This is a genomic window from Cupriavidus sp. UGS-1, from assembly GCF_021213615.1.
Lineage (GTDB): Bacteria > Pseudomonadota > Gammaproteobacteria > Burkholderiales > Burkholderiaceae > Cupriavidus.
Window position 1 is genome coordinate 1 of record NZ_JAJQJF010000007.1, and the last position, 19,685, is coordinate 19,685.

Annotated in this window: 17 protein-coding genes; 11 read left to right on the forward strand and 6 right to left on the reverse strand. The window is 69.3% G+C overall.

Going from position 1 to position 19,685, the window contains the following annotated elements; translation table 11 throughout:
- From LRR16_RS11320 to LRR16_RS11365, 10 genes are all read left to right on the forward strand, one after another.
- The coding region (locus tag LRR16_RS11320; protein WP_232205895.1) for a hypothetical protein at positions 1 to 243 on the forward strand (243 nt) is incomplete at its 5' end.
- A 123-nt stretch (positions 244 to 366) separates the two neighbouring features.
- Positions 367 to 1,971, forward strand: coding sequence for a 3'-5' exonuclease family protein (locus LRR16_RS11325; protein WP_232205896.1), 1,605 nt, complete (start codon positions 367 to 369; stop codon positions 1,969 to 1,971).
- Between the two features lie 255 nt (positions 1,972 to 2,226).
- The gene (locus LRR16_RS11330) at positions 2,227 to 2,556 is read left to right on the forward strand and encodes a hypothetical protein (protein WP_232205897.1); all 330 of its coding nucleotides are present in this window, start codon (positions 2,227 to 2,229) and stop codon (positions 2,554 to 2,556) included.
- A gap of 419 nt (positions 2,557 to 2,975) precedes the next feature.
- On the forward strand, positions 2,976 to 4,019 hold the full coding sequence (locus tag LRR16_RS11335) for an ABC transporter substrate-binding protein (protein ID WP_370646792.1): 1,044 nt from the start codon (positions 2,976 to 2,978) through the stop codon (positions 4,017 to 4,019).
- 76 nt (positions 4,020 to 4,095) lie between these two features.
- Complete coding sequence (locus tag LRR16_RS11340) at positions 4,096 to 5,133, forward strand: aromatic ring-hydroxylating dioxygenase subunit alpha (RefSeq protein WP_006578838.1); 1,038 nt, start codon at positions 4,096 to 4,098, stop codon at positions 5,131 to 5,133.
- A 3-nt stretch (positions 5,134 to 5,136) separates the two neighbouring features.
- Positions 5,137 to 5,976, forward strand: coding sequence for an ABC transporter ATP-binding protein (locus tag LRR16_RS11345; protein ID WP_023263987.1), 840 nt, complete (start codon positions 5,137 to 5,139; stop codon positions 5,974 to 5,976).
- Positions 5,977 to 6,007: 31 nt separating this feature from the next.
- On the forward strand, positions 6,008 to 6,802 hold the full coding sequence (locus LRR16_RS11350; RefSeq protein ID WP_232205899.1) for an ABC transporter permease: 795 nt from the start codon (positions 6,008 to 6,010) through the stop codon (positions 6,800 to 6,802).
- A 105-nt stretch (positions 6,803 to 6,907) separates the two neighbouring features.
- Positions 6,908 to 7,474 carry a sigma-70 family RNA polymerase sigma factor gene (locus LRR16_RS11355; RefSeq protein ID WP_232205900.1) on the forward strand — a complete coding sequence of 189 codons (567 nt, stop codon included), beginning with the start codon at positions 6,908 to 6,910 and terminating at the stop codon, positions 7,472 to 7,474.
- A complete protein-coding gene (locus tag LRR16_RS11360; protein ID WP_232205901.1) occupies positions 7,471 to 8,541 on the forward strand; it encodes a FecR domain-containing protein in 1,071 nt (356 codons plus the stop codon). Before LRR16_RS11355 ends, LRR16_RS11360 begins: the two co-directional genes overlap by 4 nt.
- 249 nt (positions 8,542 to 8,790) lie before the next feature.
- Positions 8,791 to 11,289 carry a TonB-dependent siderophore receptor gene (locus LRR16_RS11365; protein ID WP_232205902.1) on the forward strand — a complete coding sequence of 833 codons (2,499 nt, stop codon included), beginning with the start codon at positions 8,791 to 8,793 and terminating at the stop codon, positions 11,287 to 11,289.
- Here the strand turns inward: LRR16_RS11365 and LRR16_RS11370 are convergent.
- Positions 11,280 to 12,278 (reverse strand): pyridoxamine 5'-phosphate oxidase family protein, encoded by a 999-nt coding sequence (locus LRR16_RS11370; protein ID WP_232205903.1) that lies wholly within the window; start codon positions 12,276 to 12,278, stop codon positions 11,280 to 11,282. The two genes, LRR16_RS11365 and LRR16_RS11370, sit on opposite strands and share 10 nt — an antisense overlap.
- Before the next feature lie 52 nt (positions 12,279 to 12,330).
- On the reverse strand, positions 12,331 to 12,972 hold the full coding sequence (locus tag LRR16_RS11375) for a glutathione S-transferase family protein (protein ID WP_006577381.1): 642 nt from the start codon (positions 12,970 to 12,972) through the stop codon (positions 12,331 to 12,333).
- A gap of 131 nt (positions 12,973 to 13,103) precedes the next feature.
- Between LRR16_RS11375 and LRR16_RS11380 the strand changes: the two genes are divergently transcribed.
- A complete protein-coding gene (locus LRR16_RS11380; protein WP_064576823.1) occupies positions 13,104 to 13,994 on the forward strand; it encodes a LysR family transcriptional regulator in 891 nt (296 codons plus the stop codon).
- A gap of 36 nt (positions 13,995 to 14,030) precedes the next feature.
- On the opposite strand, the gene LRR16_RS11385 is transcribed toward LRR16_RS11380, so the two are convergent.
- From LRR16_RS11385 to LRR16_RS11400, 4 genes are all read right to left on the reverse strand, one after another.
- The gene (locus tag LRR16_RS11385; RefSeq protein ID WP_232205904.1) at positions 14,031 to 15,032 is read right to left on the reverse strand and encodes a tripartite tricarboxylate transporter substrate binding protein; all 1,002 of its coding nucleotides are present in this window, start codon (positions 15,030 to 15,032) and stop codon (positions 14,031 to 14,033) included.
- Positions 15,033 to 15,043: 11 nt separating this feature from the next.
- The gene (locus LRR16_RS11390; RefSeq protein WP_232205905.1) at positions 15,044 to 16,357 is read right to left on the reverse strand and encodes a DUF1254 domain-containing protein; all 1,314 of its coding nucleotides are present in this window, start codon (positions 16,355 to 16,357) and stop codon (positions 15,044 to 15,046) included.
- Between the two features lie 20 nt (positions 16,358 to 16,377).
- On the reverse strand, positions 16,378 to 18,552 hold the full coding sequence (locus LRR16_RS11395; RefSeq protein ID WP_232205906.1) for an acetate--CoA ligase family protein: 2,175 nt from the start codon (positions 18,550 to 18,552) through the stop codon (positions 16,378 to 16,380).
- 138 nt (positions 18,553 to 18,690) lie between these two features.
- The gene (locus tag LRR16_RS11400) at positions 18,691 to 19,497 is read right to left on the reverse strand and encodes an IclR family transcriptional regulator (RefSeq protein ID WP_006579422.1); all 807 of its coding nucleotides are present in this window, start codon (positions 19,495 to 19,497) and stop codon (positions 18,691 to 18,693) included.
- Positions 19,498 to 19,685 lie beyond the last annotated feature (188 nt).

Genomic DNA, 19,685 nt, shown 5'->3' on the forward strand with positions numbered 1-19,685 from the left:
TCCGCTGTGACTGCCGCTATCGAGCGCCCACACTTATCGGTTGTTCGTTTGTTAAAGAACTCACGCGCCGGCTTTGCCGTTCGCGTCGCTGCGTTGTCAGCAGCAGAGAAACGAGATTATGCAGAACATTTCGCTTCTCGTCAACAGGTTGTCAGCACTTTTTTGCTGCCGCTCCAGCACCGCAGCGCCTTCGCCTTCCCCGCCAACCTCGCCGCCGTTCGGCTGCGAGGGGGCGAATATTAAGGGAGCGTGACAGCCAATGCAAGCGCTTTTTTGCGGTCCCAGCGAACGGCGTCATGGCGGCCCATCGATCACTTACTTACGTCTATCAGGCTGCGCCGACTCCGCGGCGCTTAGAATCGCTGGATGCCCGACCTGCCCCACCATCACGACCAGCCTACTTATCTAGCGGAGCGCCTGCCGCCAGAAGCGCCGCGCCGGCTCGACGCCGCCACCCTGGCGACCGCACTGGCCCGACCTATCGTCTTCGTCGATCTGGAGACCACCGGCACCGACGCGCAGCGCGACCGCATTACCGAAATCGGCGTGGTCGAAGTCGGTCCGGACGGCGTGACGGAGTGGGACACGCTGCTGGACCCCGGCTGCGCGATCCCGCCGTTCATCCAGCGCATGACCGGCATCACCGAGGAGATGGTGCGGGGGCAGCCGACCTTCGAGGCATTGGCCGAAGCCCTGGCCGAGCGGCTGCACGGCAAGCTGTTCGTTGCCCACAACGCCCGCTTCGACTACGGCTTCCTGAAGCAATCGTTCACCCGTGCCGGTATTACGTTCCGCGCCGACGTGCTCTGTACCGTCCGGTTGTCGCGCGCGCTGTTTCCCTCGGTGGAGCGCCACGGCCTCGACGCGCTGATCGCGCGCTTCGGCCTGCAGCCGAAGGGCCGGCACCGCGCACTCGCCGACGCCGAACTGCTGTGGCAGTTCTGGCAGCAGGTGCACGGGCTCTATTCGGTGGAACTGGTCGAGTCGGCGATCGCCTCGCTGGTCAAGCGCGCCAGCCTGCCGGCCGGTCTGGAAGAGACCGCGCTCGACGACGTCCCGCAGACGCCCGGCGTCTATCTGTTTCACGGCGACAACGACACCCCGCTGTACGTCGGCAAGAGCGTCAACCTGCGTCAACGGATCGGCGCGCATTTCTCCGGCGACTATCGCTACGGCAAGGACCTGCGGCTGTCGCGCGCCGTGCGGCGGGTCGAGTGGCGCGAGACCGGCGGGGAGATCGGCGCGCTGCTGCAGGAGGCACTGCTGGTCAAGCAACTGGAGCCGGTGCACAACACGCTGTTGCGGCGCAAGGGGCCGCTCTTCGCGTGGGAACTGCCGGACGGACTGATGGCGCCGCGCCTGCGTTCGGACCGCGATACCGATTTCAGCCGCCATCGCGGCCTGTTCGCCGTCAGCGCGAGCCGCGCAGGCGCGCATGCCCGCCTGCGCGAGCTCGCCGAGCAGCATGGGCTTTGCCTGGCCACGCTGACGCTGGAGCCGCGGAGTCGAATGGGGACGCCGTGTTTTGCGCGCCAGCTCCATCGATGCGCCGGCGCCTGCGTCGGCGCGGAGCCGCTGCGCGGCCATCGGGAGCGGCTGGCCGACGCGCTGCGCCCGCTGGCGATCTCGCCGTGGCCATTCGCCGGCCCGATCGCCTGGCGCGAGCAGGACCACGCGCGCGCCCAATGGCACGTGATCGACAACTGGTGCTACCTGGGCTCCGTGGCCTCGCCGCAGGACGCCGGGACGCTGCTGGGCGAGCCGGCCCGCTTCGATCTGGACAGCTATCAGATCCTGGCGCCGCATCGGGAGCGGCTGCTTGCCGAGGCCATCGTGTTGCCTCGTCCTTCCAGCTTCGAGCTGCGTCCGTGCGAGCCGCTCATCATCGCGCGGCGAGAGAGCGCCATCGGCCAGGCACGGCCCAGGCGCGTGCCCGCCGCGCAGACGCCGCTGCCGCTGTTCGAGTTCTAAACGGCTGGCCGCTGCCACGCACCGGCAGCGAGAGTCTGTACGCCAGCACACACGCCCGCCTTGGCAATGCGCGCCCGCTCGCATAGCCTGCCTCGTAACGGAACCTCCGCAGCGGGAGCCGCCATGCCTTCGATTCGCACATCGTCCCCAGGCCGCACAGCGGCCTCGCCCTGGCGGTGGCACCTCGCCAAGGGCGCCGCCATCGCCATTGGCGCCGCGTCGCTGTTCGGCTGCGCCAGTCCGCGGACCGGCGCGATGCAAGCAATTACCGACTCGTGGCGCGGGGCGCCAATCGATCGGGCCAGGACGCAATGGGGCCCGCCGGCTTCCGCGCAGAACCTCGCCGATGGCACCGCCTATGTCTGGATCGATGAATTCCCGCGCGCGCACGCGCCCGGCAGCGGACCGCGCGAGGCCCGCGCACCGACCGATCCCGTGCCCGCCACCGTGGGCCGCTGCCAGCGCCGGCTGATTGCGGGCGCCGACGGCATCGTCCGCGGCGGCGACTGGAGCGGCGACAGCTGCTGCCTGACCACCGCCTTCGGCCGCTGCGCCGCGCTGCTGAACCGCAAACCCGGAGCTTGAGCCGCACCGGATCGCATCACGCTGCACCAAAGCCGCGATCCGATTCCACGCCAGCGCCCATCGCTGGCGCATCGGGACCGATCTATGCCACCTCGCCGTCCAATGCCGCGTGGCATGCCTCTTGCGATATTGCCGATCGAGTAGAAGCGGTTAGCGCCAACGCATCCCCAACGCATCGCCATCGCAGGCCGATGCCCCGGCGCGGGACATTGCTCTCACGACCTACCGGTCGTCACCGGCAGCGCCATGCGCGCGCCGCGTGTTGAACCCGGCCGCCACGGCCGCGAACGAGAGAGAGCGCACACGATGTCCCGTCCCTGCCATGCCTTCCCGTCCCATCGTCTCGTTGTGCCGCGCCCGCCGTAGACGCCGGCACTCGCCCCGCTGTCTCCCTCCCCCTCGACGACACCACAGACCCCATGAATACGTCGCACCTCGCCCCCTCGCCTGCGGCCGGAACCGCATCGGCCATCGTCGCGCGTCGCCCGCGCGGCAGCCTTCTGACCCGGACCGTGGCCGCCGCCGTCCTGGCCATCTCACCGCTTGCCACCTTCGCCGCCGACAAGGTGACCTTCCTGACCTCCTGGTACGCGCAGGCCGAGCACGGCGGCTTCTACCAGGCCGTGGCCGAGGGCATCTACAAGAAACACGGCCTCGACGTGACCATCCGCATGGGCGGGCCGCAGGTCAACGGCATGCAGATCCTGAGCAGCGGCCAGGCGGACTTTCTGATGGGCTACGACCTGCAGGTGCTCAAGAGCATCGAGCAGGGCGTGCCGGTGACGACGGTCGGCACCTCGTTCCAGAGCGATCTGCAAGGGATGATGACGCACGACGACGTCAATGGGCTGGCCGATCTGAAGACCCGGACCGTGCTGGTCTCCACCTCCGGGCGCACCACGTGGTGGCCGTGGCTGAAGGCGAAGTACCAGCTCGACGAGGCGCAATCGCGCGTCTACACCTTCAACCTGCAGCCCTTCTTCGCCGACCGCAATACCGCGCAGCAGGCCTACGCGTCGTCGGAGGTGTTCGCCGCGCAGAAGGCCGGCGTCAAGACCCGCTTCTTCCTGTTCGCCAACGATGGCTACCCGCCCTATGGCACCACCATCGTCACCATGCAGAAAACCGTCAAGGAAAAGCCCGATCTCGTCGCGCGCTTCGTCCGGGCATCGATGGAAGGCTGGAAAAGCTATCTGGCCAATCCGGCCGCGGCCAATGCGCTGATCAAGCGGGACAACCCCAACATGAAGGACGACCAGCTAGCCTGGGCCCTGGCCAGGCTCAAGGAGTTCCGGCTCGTCGACGGTGGCGACGCGGCGCGCCAGGGCATCGGCGTGATGACGGATGCGCGCTGGCAGAAGACGCGCGACTTCATGGTCGGCGCGGGACTGCTGAAGGCCGACACCGACTGGAAGCGCGCCTACACCACGCAGTTCGTCAAGGACCTGAAGGTCATGCCCTGACCGGGGCATGACGGCCATCCCCGATTGAAACCCGACGCCATCCGCGCCTTCCCATTGCTTCCCGAGGATTGAAATCATGCTGGTCACCCGACAACCCGTGCTGCGCCGCTTCTGGTACGCGCTGATGCCGGTCTCGATGCTCGACGATGGTCCCAAGCCCTTCACGCTGCTCGGCGAAGACCTGGTGCTGTGGAAACGCTCCGACGGCTCGCTGGCCGCGCTGCGCGACCGCTGCTGCCACCGCACCGCCAGGCTGTCCAAGGGCTGGGTCAACGAACGCGGCGACATCGTCTGCGGCTACCACGGCTGGGAGTACGACTGCTCCGGCGCCTGCGTGCGAATTCCGCAGGCGCCCGACAACCGGGTCCCCGCCGGTGCCCGCGTGCCGGCCTATCGAGCCGAAGAGAAATATGGCTATGTCTGGGTCGCGCTGGACGATCCGCTGCAGCCGATTCCCGATTTCCCCGAGGAAGGCGACCCCGCCTATCGCCGCATCCTGCAGTACTACGAGCGCTGGAACACCAGTCCGCTGCGCGTGATGGAGAACGCCTTCGACAACTCGCACTTCAGCTTCGTCCACCGCGCCAACTTCGGCATCGCCGACCAGCCCAAACCCGAGAAATACGAGCTGACGCAGCGCGAGTGGGGCTTCGAGGCCGAGACGCTGGTGCCGATCCGCAATATCGAGGCGGGCCATCGCGTGACGGGCACCACCGAGCCCATCACCCACCGGCATATGTTCAACCGCTGGGACATGCCCTTCACGCGCCGCTTCGGCTGCATCTATCCGGCCAGCGGGCGCCATCACATCATCTACAACTGCGCCACGCCGATCGACGACGGCACGGTAATGCTGTCGCAATGGCTGTATCGCAACGACCGCGAGGAAGACTGCTCGACCGAGGAGCTGATCGCCTGGGACGCGCCGATCGTGGCCGAGGATCGCGAGATTCTGGAGGCGACCGACTACGACGCCTGCATCGATACGCGCCGCCGCGTCGAATTCCATATGGAATCGGACAAGCCGGGCCTGCTGATGCGCCGGATGCTGCTGGAGTTGCTGGAGCGGCACGGCGAGAAGGAAGTGTTCCGCGTCCCCGTCGTCGGTGCCTGAGCCATGTCCGCCGTCCCCCGCGATACCGGTGCCCTGGACGCGCCGATCCTGTTCGCCAACCAGGTCGAGAAGACCTATCCCAACGGCACCGTGGCGCTCGAACGGGTCAAGCTATCGATCCGGCCGGGCGAGTTCGTGTCGCTGCTCGGTCCATCCGGCTGCGGCAAGAGCACGCTGCTGAAGCTGTTCGCCGGGCTCGAGGCGCCGTCGGCCGGCCATCTGCGCTGGTGGGGCGAAGGCACGCTGCCGGGCGCGAGGCCCGTCGGCGGCAACGGCGCGCGCCGCGCGCTGGCGATGGTGTTCCAGGAGGCGACGCTGATGCCGTGGGCCAAGGTCGCCGACAACGTCCGGCTGCCGCTCGATCTGGCGCGCATGCCGCGGGAGCAGGCCGACGAACGCGCACGGCGCGCGCTGGCGCTGGTCGGACTCGCGCAATTCGGCCAGGTGTACCCGCGCGAGTTGTCGGGCGGCATGCAGATGCGCGTATCGATCGCGCGGGCGCTGGCGACCGAGCCCGATCTGCTGCTGATGGACGAGCCGTTCGGCGCGCTCGACGAATTCACCCGCAACCGGCTCGATGCCGATCTGCGCGCGCTGTGGGCCGAGCGCGGGCTGACCGTGGTGTTCGTCACGCACAGCATCTACGAGGCGGTCTATCTGTCGAGCCGCGTCGTCGTGATGGCGGCGCGGCCGGGCCGCGTGATCGCCGACGTGGCGATCGACGGTCCCGCGCAACGCGACGAGGCCTACCGCGTCAGCCCTGGATTCATGCAGCACTGCGCGCGGCTGTCGGCGCTGCTGGCGCAGGCCAATACCGGCGTCGCCCCGGCCGATTCCGCCTAGCCACCGCGACGCGCCACCAAGGAGTCCAATCATGGCATCGCCCCTGCTGTCCCGTCCCGCCGTGCAACGCATCGCCGCGCCGCTCGCCGTCGGCGCACTGACGCTGCTGGCCTGGCAGGCCGTCTGCATCTGGCTCGACGTGCCGCCCTATCTGGTGCCCGCGCCATCGGCGATCGCGCGCACGCTGGTCGACGACTGGACCCTGCTGTCCGGCTCGCTATGGGTGACGCTGCGCATCACGATGCTGGCGTTCGCGCTGGCCGTCATCCTCGGCACCGCGGCCGCCTTCGTGTTCGTGCAGAGCCGGCTGATCGAGGCGAGCCTGTTTCCCTATGCGATCCTGCTGCAGGTGACCCCCGTCGTCGCGATCGCGCCGCTGATCATCATCTGGGTCAAGGAGCCGACGCTGGCGCTGGTGATCTGCGCCACCATGGTCGCGATCTTCCCGATCATCTCGAACACCGTGCTGGGCCTGCGCAGCGTCAATCCCGGCCTGCTGAACCTGTTCCGCATCAACCGGGCCACGCGCTGGGATACCTTGCGGCGGCTACGGATACCCAGCGCGCTGCCGTATTTCTTCGGCGGCCTGCGGATTTCCTGCGGCCTGGCGTTGATCGGCGCGGTAGTGGCCGAGTTCGTCGCCGGCACCGGCGGCACGGGTGCGGGGCTCGCCTATCAGATCCTGCAGGCCGGCTTCGCGCTCAATATCCCGCGGCTGTTCGCCGCGCTGGTGCTGATCACGGTCACCGGCGTGCTGCTGTTCGGCGCGATGGCAATGCTGTCGCGGCTAGCACTGTCGCATTGGCATGAAAGCGAGCTGGCGTGATGCCGGACCTGCCGGTTGCCAAACCCCACCCACGCCCATAAAATGCGAATCGTTCTCATTTCCTAGCCCTCCCCGGACCTGGCCCACGCCATGGCCGGAGCTCCCATGTCCGCCGCCGAGTCCCTGCCGTCGCCGCCGATCGATGTCCTGTACAGCGACCATCATTCGTGGCTGTTCGGCTGGTTGCGCAAGAAGCTGTCCTGTCCGCACGACGCGGCCGACGTGGCGCACGACACCTTCGTGCGGATCCTGGCCTCGCGCGATGCGCTGGCCGGCGTGCGCGAGCCGCGCGCGTACCTGACCACCACGGCGAAGCGCCTGATCATCGATCGCGCGCGGCGGAACAAGCTCGAGCAGGCCTATCTGGCGGAGCTGGAGCAGGCGGCGGCCTCGCTGGACGGTTTTCCGTCGCCGGAGCAGACCGTCGCCGCGCTGCAGGCGCTGGCGCAGATCAGCGCGGCGCTCGACGGCCTCCCGCGCAAGCCGCGCGAGGCCTTCCTGATGCACTACCTGGAGGGGCAGACGCACGCCAGCATCGCCGCGCATCTGGGCGTGTCGACGCGGATGATTCACAAGTATCTGGTGCAGGCGCTGGCGCATTGCGCCCTGTCGGATGACGGCGACGAGGACGCACGCAACACCAGTGCCGCCGCGGCATCGCACGCCGGATGAGCGCGCGCCTCGACGGCGGCGATCCGGTCGCGCAGGCAGCGGACTGGATTGCCAGGCTGACCGCCGACGATCCCGACGAGCGCGCCACCGCGCAGATCGAATTCGCGCGCTGGAAAGCCGCCGATCCTCGGCACGCTCGCGCGGCCGCCCGCGTCGAATCGCTGCTTCATCGGCTCGAAGGCCTGCGTCAACACGCCGGCGGCGATGCCGGCCCGGCGCGAGCGGCATTGCGCGCCGCCTTCGAGAATGAACGACATGGCGAACGACATGACGGCCCGCATGAGGGCGTACGCCATGGCAAGCCCTCGCGCCGACGCCGCACCGCACGCCATCTCGGCACGCTGGCCGCCGCGCTGGTGACGACCGCCGTCATCGCACTGTCGCTGCACGCCTGGCCGCCGGCCTACCTGCTGGCCGATCTGCGTACCGGCACCGGCCAATGGCAGACCCACACGCTGCCCGACGGCAGCCGCCTGACGCTGAACAGCGGCAGCGCGGTGGACCTGCGCTATGACCAGGGACGCCGCCTGATCGAGCTGATCCGCGGCGAAGTGCTGATCGATGTCGCGCGCGATCCGGCGCGGCCTTTCGTGGTCCGCACCGCGCAGGCCGACATCGAGGCGCTCGGTACGCGCTTCAGCGTCGACCGCGACGATCAGCGGACCGTGCTGACGATGCTGGAATCCAGGGTGCGCGCCCGCGCCACCGGCGCGCGCAGCGAGCCGCGCCAGGCGGTGGTGTCGGCCGGCGAACGCGTCGCCGTGACGGCGGCGGGCCTCGGGCCGATCGAACGCGTCGATGCGGACAGCATCGAGCAGGCCTGGCAACGCCACCAGCTGATCGCGCGCGGCCAGCCGCTGGCCGAGCTGCTGGACGCGCTGAACCGGCATCGCCCCGGCTGGATCCGCTACGACCGCAAGCAGATCGCCGACGTGCGCGTGTTCGCGGTGCTGCCGCTCGACGACACCGAGCAGGCGTTGCAGTTGCTGGCCAATGCGCTGCCCGCGGTGCGGGTGCGGCAGTTGACGCCGTATCTGGTGTGGGTGGACGCGCCGGCTGGCGACTAGGCCGGGCCGTACCCATGGTGTTCTCCCTCGCCCCCTGCAAAGGGGGCGAGGGTTGGGGAGAGGGGGTGATGTCCGGCCGCGACGGCAGGGCAAACGGCGTTGCCCTCTCCCCCGCCCCTCTCCCCCGCCCCCTCTCCCGCCAGCGGGAGAGGAGAGAAAACCGTGGCGCGACCCTTCCCCCTTCGGTTCCGGCTCCGCTCCCTCATCCGTCAAACACAACAGCAACAAAAGCACGGAAACCGCGAAATCATGAGCCATACCCATTCCGGGCCCGCGCGGCCTCGCTTGAATTCTCGCGCGCTGGCCGTTCGGCTGACGATGCCGCTGGCCGTCGGCGCCGCGCTGGCGGCCGCGATGACGCTGCCCGCCCGGGCCCACGCGCAGACGCAGGCGCAAGCCCAAACCCAAACGCAATCGCAATCGCAATCGCGAGCGCAAACCCAGTACGCCATCCCCGCCGGTCCGCTGGCCGAGGCGCTGACGCGCTACGCCCAGCAGGCCGGTGTCGCGATCACCGTCGACGCCGACAAGCTGCGCGGCCTGCGCACGCAGGGCCTGCACGGCCGCTATGGCGTCGACGAGGGCTTCGCCGTGCTGCTGCGCGGCAGCGGCTACGCGATCGGCAGGACCCCGGCTGGCTATCTGCTGGTGCCGGCCGCCACGCCGGCGCCGCAGGCCGCGGCTGCGCCGGCCGATGCCGCGGTGCTGCCCGCGGTGACGGTCACCGGCACCCAGGAAACCGCGTTGAGCCCCGGCATCGGCTTCGTCGCGAAGCGCAGCGCCGGCGCGACCAAGACCGACACGCCGCTCGCCGAGACGCCGCAGTCGATCTCGGTGGTCACGCGCCAGCAGCTGGACGACCAGAAGCCGCGCAGCGTGTCCGAGGCGCTGAACTACACGCCCGGGGCCTTCACCGCGCTGGTCGGCGCGACCAATCGCTACGACTATGTCGCGCTGCGCGGCTTCATCGACAGCAGCGTCGACAATTCGCTGCTGGACGGCCTGAAGGTGCTGGGCGATCCGGGCAGCTACAGCTCGATGCAGATCGACCCGTATTTCCTGGAGCGGATCGACGTGATTCGCGGCCCCGCCTCGGTGCTGTACGGGCGCGCCTCGCCCGGCGGCGTGGTCGCACTGACCAGCAAGCGGCCGCAATTCGAGCGCGCCGGCGAAGCCCAGGTCACCGTGGGCAACCGCAACCGCTACGAGGCCGGGTTCGACCTCACCGGCCCGCTCGACGACAATGGCGTCGCCGCCTACCGGATCACCGCGATCGGCCGCTCGATGGATACGCAGTTCCGCCATGTCGAGGAAGAGCGTTTCGCCATCGCGCCGTCGCTGCTGCTGAACATCAGCCCGGACACGCGTCTTCTGCTGCAGGCCTATCTGCAGCGCGACCCGCATGGCGGCTATCACGGCGCGATTCCGGCGAACGCCACCATCACCGCCGCGCACAACGGCCGCCGCATCCTGCGCAGCTTCTTCGACGGCGAGCCCGGCCACAACGAATTCACGCGCACGCAGCGCATGGTCGGCTACCAGCTCGAACATGCGTTCAACGACCGCTGGCAGTTCCGGCAGAACTTCCGCTATCTGTCGTCCGACGTCACGCTGCAGCAGGTCTATGGCTATGGCTGGGCCGGCCCAAACACGCTGACGCGCTATTACTCGGGCGCCAACGAGAGCCTGGACGCGTTTATCGTCGACAACCAGCTGCAAGGGCAATTCGATACCGGTCCGCTGAAGCACACGCTGCTGTTCGGCGTCGACTACCAGCACCGCCATGTCGACGGCTGGTGGGAATCGGGCGCTGCCGCGCCGATCGACGCCTTCGATCCGGTCTACGGCAATGCAGGCCTGTCCGGCCTGTTCCGCGCCAATATCGACCGCAAGCTCGAGCAGACCGGCCTTTATCTGCAGGACCAGATCGCCTGGGACCGCTGGCGCCTGGTACTCGGCGGCCGCCAGGACATGGCCAGGGTATCGAACCTCGGCTTCGGCGCCGCCTCGCGCTCGGAGTGGGACGGCTCGAAGTTCACCAAGCGCGCGGGCCTGGTCTATCTGTTCGACAATGGCATCGCGCCGTATGCCGGCTATAGCGAGGGTTTCAATCCGAGCGGCAGCACCGCCCGCGACGGCAGCCTGCTGCCGCCGACCGAGAGCCGGCAGTTCGAGATCGGCGTCCGCTACCAGCCGCCGCGCAGCAGCACGCTGCTGTCGGCCTCGCTGTACGACCTGACGCAGGACAAGGTCGCGGCGCGCGTGCTGTCGACCCCGTACTACCAGCCGGCCGGCAAGGTGCGCTCGCGCGGGCTCGAACTGGAGGCACGCTCGCGCGTGACCGACAAGCTGTCGGTGCTGGCCAGCTACACCTACACGCACATGCGCTACGTCGAGTCGCCCGAAGGCGTCGTCGGCAACACGCCGTACCAGGCGCCGCAGCATATGGCCTCGATGTGGGCCGACTACCTGGTGTTCCCCGGTTTCACCGTCGGCGCCGGCGTTCGCTATGTCGGCACCAGCTGGGCCGACAACGAGAACTCGCTGAAGGTGCCGTCCACCACGCTGGTCGACCTGATGATGCGGCTGGACCTGAGCCGCGTCAGCCCGTCGCTGAAGGGCGCCGGCCTGCGGATCGCCGCCACCAATCTGTTCGACAAGACCTATGTGTCCTCGTGCGCCGGGCTGCTGAACTGCTACTACGGCGAGGCGCGCAACGTGATGGCGACGCTTACCTATCAGTGGTGATCGGCGGCGGAGGCGGGCCACTCGCCCGTCTCGGCCAGCACCGGCGACACGCTGACGAGCCTGGCGCGCAGCGGCAGCACGCCGGGGCGCCGGATCGCCTGCTCCACCCGCATCCGCACCAGCCGCTCGGCGCCAGCGTAGGCCTCGACTTCGGGACCATCCCAGACGATCTCCGCGCGCACCGCCACATGCAGCAGCATGCCGTCCTCCCAATCGACAAAAAGCAGCCCTGCGCGCGGATTGGCGACCAGGTTGCCGATCGTGTTGAAGTAGGCGTTGCCGTTGAAGTCCGGCATCACCAGCGTGCCGTCGCCGTCTACGCGCACGAAGCCTGGCTTGCCGCCGCGATGCGAGACATCGGCGCCGCCGCTGTGCGGCGCGTCCGGATCGCTGTGATGGGTGGCGATGAACAGCGTGTCGGCGCGCCGCACCAGGTCGATCGCGTCGCCATCGAGCCGGTCCAGCACCTGTGGCGCGGGCAGACCCGCGTCCGCTTCGACCGATGACGATCCGGCTGGCTGCAGTTCGCGCTGCTGGATATAGCGCGGGCAATTGCCGAAGCTCTGCCGCACCTCCAGCGTGAAGCCACCGGCATCGCGCTGCGCCACCACGCCATTGAGCCGGTTGCGGCGGCGCGTCGGCAGTTCGATGCCGAGCAGGCCAAGGTCGGCGCCGTCGCGCAGCGCGCTGTCCAGCGGATCGCCGGGCAACGGCAGCGCATCGACGCGCAGCGCGAACGGATCGGGCGCATAGGCGAATCCCGGCGCGCCGACCAGCATCGTCGCCCAGACGCCGCCATCGTCCGTGCGTGCGCCGGCCAGCAGAAAGGGCAGCTGCGCGAAGAACAGCCGATGCTGCTCGGGCATTTCACCGCGTACGATGCGGCGGCCCACCACCTCCATCTTCTCGCGCTTGCCGACGCGCTCTTGCGCCAGCCGTTCGCCACGATGGAAAGGCGATTCGTCGTGAGGCCAGGTCGGCAGTTCCATGAACGTGCTCCGGGACGTGAGATGGGACGATGCGATGAGACGGTCGATCGAGTCAGGCCGCGGCCTTGGCGACCGGCATCGGCACGAAGCGCGGCAGCGCTTCGACGCGCGCCAGCCAGGCGCGGATCGCCGGATACGGGGCCAGACTGATGCCGCCCTCTTCGGCCCGGGCGATATAGGCATAGGCGGCGACATCCGCCAGCGTGGCATCCGGGCCCACCAGGAATGCCGATGCGGCCAGCAGCGGTTCCATCGCCGTGAACAGCCGCTCGGCCTGCCGGCGGGCATCGTCCACGGGCACATCCATGCCGAACACGCCGGCGAGCCGCGCACGGGCCGGGCCGAAGGCGATTTCCCCGGCGGCGACCGAAAGCCAGCGCTGCACCGCGGCGGCCTTGACCGGATCGCGCGGCAGCCACCGGCCTTCCTCGTCGTAACGCAGCGCCAGATACACCAGGATCGCGTTGGAGTCGGCGATCACGGTGCCGTTGTCGTCGAGCACCGGAATCTGTCCGAACGGGTTCAGGCGCAGGAACGGCTCGCGCTTGTGCTCGCCGCCGCGGACGTTGACCAGCTCGCAGCGGTAGGGCAGATCGAGCAGCGACAGCAACAGCTCGACACGGTGGCAATGGCCCGACATCGGCACGTGATACAGCACCAGCGGGGCGGCGGGACGGGAAGATGCAGCGGACATGGTGGGCTCCGTTTTCTTGCAGTGTGTTTGCACAAGGGATTTCGAATGCCCGCATTGTGGTCGGCCGCCGGCCTGCAATAAAGCGTGCCAAACGTATTTGACTACTCCAATAAATGGAGTAATGTCGCGCCATGGACAAACTTCGCGCGATGCAGACTTTCGTTCGGATCGTCGACAAGGGCAGCCTGACCGCGGCCGCGACGTCGCTCGGCACCTCGCTGCCGGCGGTGGTGCGCACGCTGGCCGCGCTCGAGGCCCATCTGCAGGTCCGCTTGCTGAACCGCACCACGCGCCGGCTGGCGTTGACCGAAGATGGCCGCAGCTACCTGGACAGCTGCCGGCGCATCCTGGCCACCATCGACGAGGTCGAGGCCGGCCTGACCACGCGCCAGGTCGAACTCGCCGGCCACCTGACGGTGACCGCGCCGATGCTGTTCGGCCAGATGTATGTGGCGCCCGCGGTCACGCGCTTCGTGCAGCGCTACCCCGCGGTGCATTGCTCGCTGAACTTTGCCGATCGCGTGGTCGACCTGCTCGAAGAGGGCGTCGATGTCGGCGTGCGGATCGGCCCCTTGCGCGATTCGACGCTGATCGCGCAGCCGGTCGGCCGGATCCGCCGCGTGGTGGTCGCCACGCCGGCCTTCCTGCGCAAGCACGGCGTGCCGCGCCATCCCGAAGACCTGGCGCGCGAGCCATGCCTGCGCTTCAGCAACGGCAACCCGCACTGGTGGACCTTCCAGGACGACGGCCGCGTGTTCCAGGTGCCGGTCACCGGCAATCTGGAGTTCAACCAGACCGCGCCCGCGGTCGCGGCCTGCGCCGCCGGTGCCGGTTTCGGCCACTTCCTGTCCTATCAGGTCGCGCCGCTGGTCGCCGAGAAGAAGCTGCGCATCGTGCTGGAGGACTACGAGCTGGCGCCATGGCCGCTGTCGGTGCTCTATCCGCATGCACGGATGCTGCCGGCGCGCACCCGGGCGCTGATCGACTGGCTCAAGGCCGATCTGGCGCCGCGCTTTCCGTAGGCGCGGCGCCCGGCCGTAGCGACTGGGACGGGTCCGTTATTCCAGCACCAGGCCGGTCTTGCGGATCAGCTCGCTCCATTTGCGCACCTCGCCGTCGATGAACTGGCCGAAGGCGGCGCTGGAAATCGGCTCCGGCTGCAGGCCAAGTCCGTGCAGCTTCGCGCGAATGGCCGGATCGGCAAACACCGCGCTGGCATCGCGATTGAGCTGGCGCACGATCGCGTCGGGCGTACCGGCCGGCGCCACCAGCCCGAACCAGCCGTAGCCGACCACGCCGGCATGGCCCTGCTCGGCGAAGGTCGGCGCGTCCGGATACACCGGGCTGCGCTGTTCCGACGCGACCGCCAGCACCCGCAGCTTGCCGGCCTTGATAAAGGGCAGCGCGGAGGTGATCGCGGTGATCGTCGCATCGACACGCCCCGCCAGCAGTTCGGTATAGGCGGTGGCATCGCCCTTGTAATGCACGGTCAACGCCTTGAAGCCCGCCTGCCCGGCAAACAGCTCACCGGTCAGATGCGGCCCCGAGCCGATGCCGGGCGACGCGAACGTGATGCCGTCCTTCTTCTCGCGCGCCAGCTTGACGAAGTCCGCCAGCGTGCGGGCGGGCGAGGCCGCGTTGACGATCAGGAAGACCGGCCCGACCACGCGCGGGCCGACCGGCTTGAAGTCCCTGGCGATGTCGTAGCGCTGCTTCAGCCCGGCCGCGGTATTGATTGCGAACGGCGCGGCGGCCCACAGCAGCGTGTAGCCGTCCGGCGCGGCATGCGCGACCAGTTCGTTGGCGACGCGGGTGCCGGCGCCCGGCCGGTTCTCGACGACGAACTGCTGCCCGTACTTGTGGCTCAGCGCGTCGGCCAGCACGCGGGCAGAGGTGTCGTTGGACCCGCCGGCGCCATAGGGCGAGATCAGCTTGACCGGGCGCGAAGGGTAGTTGTCGGCGTGGGCCAACGAGCCGAGCGCGAGGCCGACGGCAAGCAGTACGCAGGCCAGCAAGTCCCTGACAATCCGGCTGCCACGACAGAAGTGGGTACGCATCATGGCGGGCCTCCTCAGCCGATCCGCCGTACCGGCGGAATGACGTACTTGCCGGCGATAAAGGCCGGGCTCGGATGATAGAGGCGCAGGATCAGATAGAACGGTCCCGCCGGCGCCGGCAGCCAGTTGTCGATCGACGCGGGGCGCGCATGCGAGATGACGATCGCGAGGCTGCCGTCCGCTTCGTGGCGCAGGCCCGGCGTGCGATCGCCGATCGCATAGCGGCCGATCGCATTGGCGGTGAAGAAGCGGTCCTCGCCGTACAGCGACACCGACCAGAACGCCTGCGCCGGCGGCAGATGGCCCGCGGGGAAGCGCAGCTCGTAGCTGCCGGCGCCATCAAGCGGCTGTCCGTCGGCATCGAAATCCGCCATCGCGTAGACCGCCTCGTCGGCGCGCAACGCGCCCAGTCCCTTCATCGCGGTGGTCGCACGCATCAGCCAATCGTCGCCATAGACGCCCAGCTTCAGGCTGTAGCCCCAGCTCTTGCGCGCCTGGCTGCGCGTATGCGCCTCGATCAGTGCCATGCCCTGCCGATAGGCGCTGACCAGCCCGGCTTGCACCGCCGGCCGCAGCGCGGCGATCTCGACCTCGTCCTCGAGCCGGATGCCCAGGCGCCGCAGCAGCGTCAGCACGCCGCGCTCCTCCGGCGCCGGCGGAAACTCCCGCAGCGCCTGGAACAGGTTGTGGAAGAAGTCGAGCGCGGCGTCGCCGGACTCGCGCCACAGCCGCACGCATTGCGGCTGCCGCCCGATCGCCGGCGCATCGAGCCGGAAACCCTGCTCGAACGCATGCGCCGCCGGCAGGTCGTGCTCGCCCTGTACCAGCACGCGGCCGATCAGCCAGACCAGCGAGGTGGGACAGGACACCGCGTGTCCACCGTCCGCCTGCTGGCCGGCGCCGACCAGCTGCACCGCGGCGCCTTCGGCCGGTACATTGCGCGGCCCGAGATTCTCGAAATTGTTGGTATGCGCGTCGAGCAGTTCGACCACGTAGTAGCGGTCCGGATCGCGGAGCGGCGGCACGTGCAGCGTGGCCGGACCGTCGGTCAGGTCGACCCAGCCGCAGAAGTACAGCAGGTCGTTGGCCGGCGTGACGATGTCGCGGTCCTCGTGCGTCCATTGGCGCGTGCTGGCCGACAGCACGTTGACCGGCGCGCGGCCGTAGCCGGTGGCGGCCTCGACCGAGGTCTGCACGCGGCAGGTGCGCAGCGTTTCGATCAGCGGGTAGCCGTAGATCACCAGCGGCAGCGCCGCGGCGGCGGTCAGCGCCTGCTGGGGATTGTCGTAGACGGGAGCCGAGAAGACGGGACTGGCGGGATGGTTCATGTCGGGTGCTCGCTTGGGTTTCAGGCCGCGTCGTGCCGCAGCGTGATGACGGCGTCGGCCGCGACCGGGCCGTCGGCGGTGACGATGAAGGGATTGATCTCGAGCGTGTCGAGCCGCGGTCCGATCGCGGCGGCGGCCCGCGACACGCGCACCAGCACCTCGGCGACCCGTTCCAGCGGCACCGCCGGATTGCCGCGATGGCCGGCGAACAGCGCCTCGGCGCGGCTTGCGCGCAGCATCGCCAGCGCGCGCGGCATCGACAGCGGCGCCAGGCCGAATGCCATCTGCCGGAACACCTCGACCGCGGTGCCGCCGATGCCGGCCAGCGCGACCAGGCCGAATACCGGATCGCGCCGCACGCCTACCATCAGTTCGCCCCAGCCGCGCAGCATGCGCGCCACCACCACGCCATCGAAGGGCACCGGCGCGCCGCCCGACTGCTGCGCATGGCGGCGGGCCGCGTCCCGCACGCGCGCAAAGGCGGCGCGCACCGCGGCGGCATCGTGCAGGTTCAACGCCACGCCGCCGACGTCGCTCTTGTGCAGGATCTCGCGCGAGCACAGCTTGACCGCGACCGGATAGCCGAGCCGTTCGGCGATCCGTACCGCCTCGTCGGCGTCGCGCGCGAGGCCGTGCGGGGCCACCGGCACGCCGGCTTCGGCCAGCAGTTGCATCGCTTCATGCTCGGACAGCGCGCCGGCGTCCACGGCGATGCGGGGCAACTGCGGCAATGGCGGCCAGGACTCGGCCGCCGGCTCGCCGCCCATGTCGGTCGGCTGCGCCGCCGCGCGCGCCAGCGCGGCAACCGCTTCGATCGCATGCGCCGGCTCGCGGAACACCAGGCACCCGTGCTGCTCCAGCCAGGCGCGGCGATCGTCGGCGACCAGCCCGCACAGCAGCAGCGGTGCGCTGCCGTTCGATTCGTGCAGCGCGGCGACGGTGCGCTGCAGCTCGGGCCACAGCGCCGGCGCATTGGCGCCGGCGGCGAGGAAGGCCACCACGCTGCCGTATTCCCCGCATTCGGCGACGTCGCGCAGCGCGTCCAGCAGCACGCGCGGCTGGGCCACGATCTGGCCGGTGACGTCGATCGGATTGGCGGTGCTGGCGAACGGGATCGCGGTGCGCAGCGCCTGGGCCGGGGCGGCCGGCATCGGCGGCATCGGCAAACCCAGTTGCTCGGCGCGATCGGCCATCATGATGCCGACGCCGCCGGACACGGTGACGATCGCCACCGGCGCCACCGCATCGGCCGCCAGGCCGCTGGCGCTATGCCAGCGCGACGGACGGCGGCCGCGCGACAGCACATAGCCGAGCCGGAAGAACGCCTCCAGCGACTCGGCGCGATGGACGCCGTATTCGTCGAATACCGCCTGGTACACCGCATCCTCGCCCGCGAGGCTCGCGGTATGCGATTGCGCCGAACGCGCGCCGGCCTCGGTGACGCCGACCTTGGCGACGACCACCGGCTTGCCCGCGGCCCGCGCGGCGGCCAGCGCGCGGCGCAGCCGCTCGCCATCGCGGCAGCCCTCCATGTACGTCAGGATCACGCGCGTATCGTCGTCGTGCGCAAGCCATTCGATCACGTCGGCGACCTGCAGCCCGGCCTCGTTGCCGGTGGTCACCCAATGGCTCAGCCCGAGGCCGGCCTCGCGGGCCAGCGCAAAGGCATAGGCGCCGAAGGCCCCGCTCTGGCTGACCAGTCCCACATCGCCCAGCGGCGGCAGCCCGCTCAATGGAATCGGCGAGAACGTGGCGAACATGCGCTCGCGCAGATTCATCGCGCCGAGGCAATTGGGCCCCAGCAGCGTGATGCCGTGATGCCGTGCCTGCTCGGCCAGCGCCTGCTGCATGCGGGTGCCCGCTTCGCCGACCTCGGCGAAGCCCGACGTGAAGAACACCGCGGCGCGCGTGCCATTGGCGGCCAGCTGCGCCATCACGTCGGCGCTCGCCATTGCCGGCACCGCGACGATCGCAAGATCGACCGCTTCGCCGAGCGCGCCGAGCGAGGGCGTGGCGGGCAGGCCCTGGATCTCGGCCGAGGCGGTATTGACCGGATGCACGCGGCCGCCGTAACCGAGCTCGCGCAGCAGCCGGATCGGCATGCCGCCGACCTTCTCCGGCTGGGACGAGGCGCCGATCACGGCGATCGAGCGTGGCCGCAGCAAGGCGGACAGGTCAGGGGTCGGGTCTGGCATCGGTGTCTCCGTTGTCTTCGTTGTCGTCGTCGTTGTCGCCGTTGGCGCCGTGAGGGCGGCAACGTGGTGTCTCGTTGTCCCGGTGCCCAGGCCGTGCAGGCGTGGGCGCAGGAGCGGCGGCGCAGCGAATGTCGTGCGCTATCGCCCCACACCCGCCGCCTGCTCGATGCTGCGGACCATCTCGGCCAGCATCGGCGCCACGCGCTTTTCCAGCATGCCGCGGCGCAGCTTGGTGCCGGCGATCGCGCAGTTGAACAGCAGCGGTCGGTTCAGATAGACGATGCGCGAGTAGATGCCGACGCCATGCACGCCGATGCCCGCCTCGCCCTCATTGATCGCGTAACCGCGTTTGGGGTAGTGGGCGACGTTGTGGCAGATGCGGTCGTAGTTGGCGGCGTATTCGTCGGGACGCTCGCGCTGCGCGATCTCCATCAGCCTCTGGAATTCGGCCTTCGACAGCGTGCACAGGAACGCACGGCCCATGCCGGTGTTCAGCACCGACCGCACCGCGCCGACGCCCGGCCGCGCCGGCGTGCCCTCGTTGTGGGTGCAGGTGAGCAGATAGGTCACGTCGAGCCGATGCGCCACGCCCATCGACACCGCGCCGTCGATGCGGTCGGCCAGCGCCTGCATCAGCGGCCGCGCGGTATGCCGCATCGGCAGGCCGGTCAGGTAGGGATAGCCCAGCGCGAGCACCTGCGCGCTGACGAAGTACTTGTCGAGCTTCGGGTCCCAGTCGAGATAGCCGAGCTCGTACAGCGTCTTGCAGATGCGCGACACCGTGGCGCGCGGCAGCTGCAGCCGGCGCGACAGTTCGCCATTGCCCATCGGCTGCGGCTCGTCGATGAAGCAGCGCAGCAAGGCAAAGCCCTTGGCGAGCAGTCCGCCGAACGACGGGTCGTCGCGGCGGCGCTCGGCGATGAATTGTTCGACCGGCGTGTTCATGTTGTCTCCTGAAATCCAGTGTGGGTGGCCACGGCGATGACCGTCAAATGATGGAACGAATTTCCAGATATTGGAAATAGCGGCCCCTTCGTTGACGCTGCCCGCCTGTGCCCCTAACGTGGCCGGACGCTGGATCGGATGGACGATGCCGTGCATCGGCGACGCCGTTCCGATCCCGCAATTCGTTC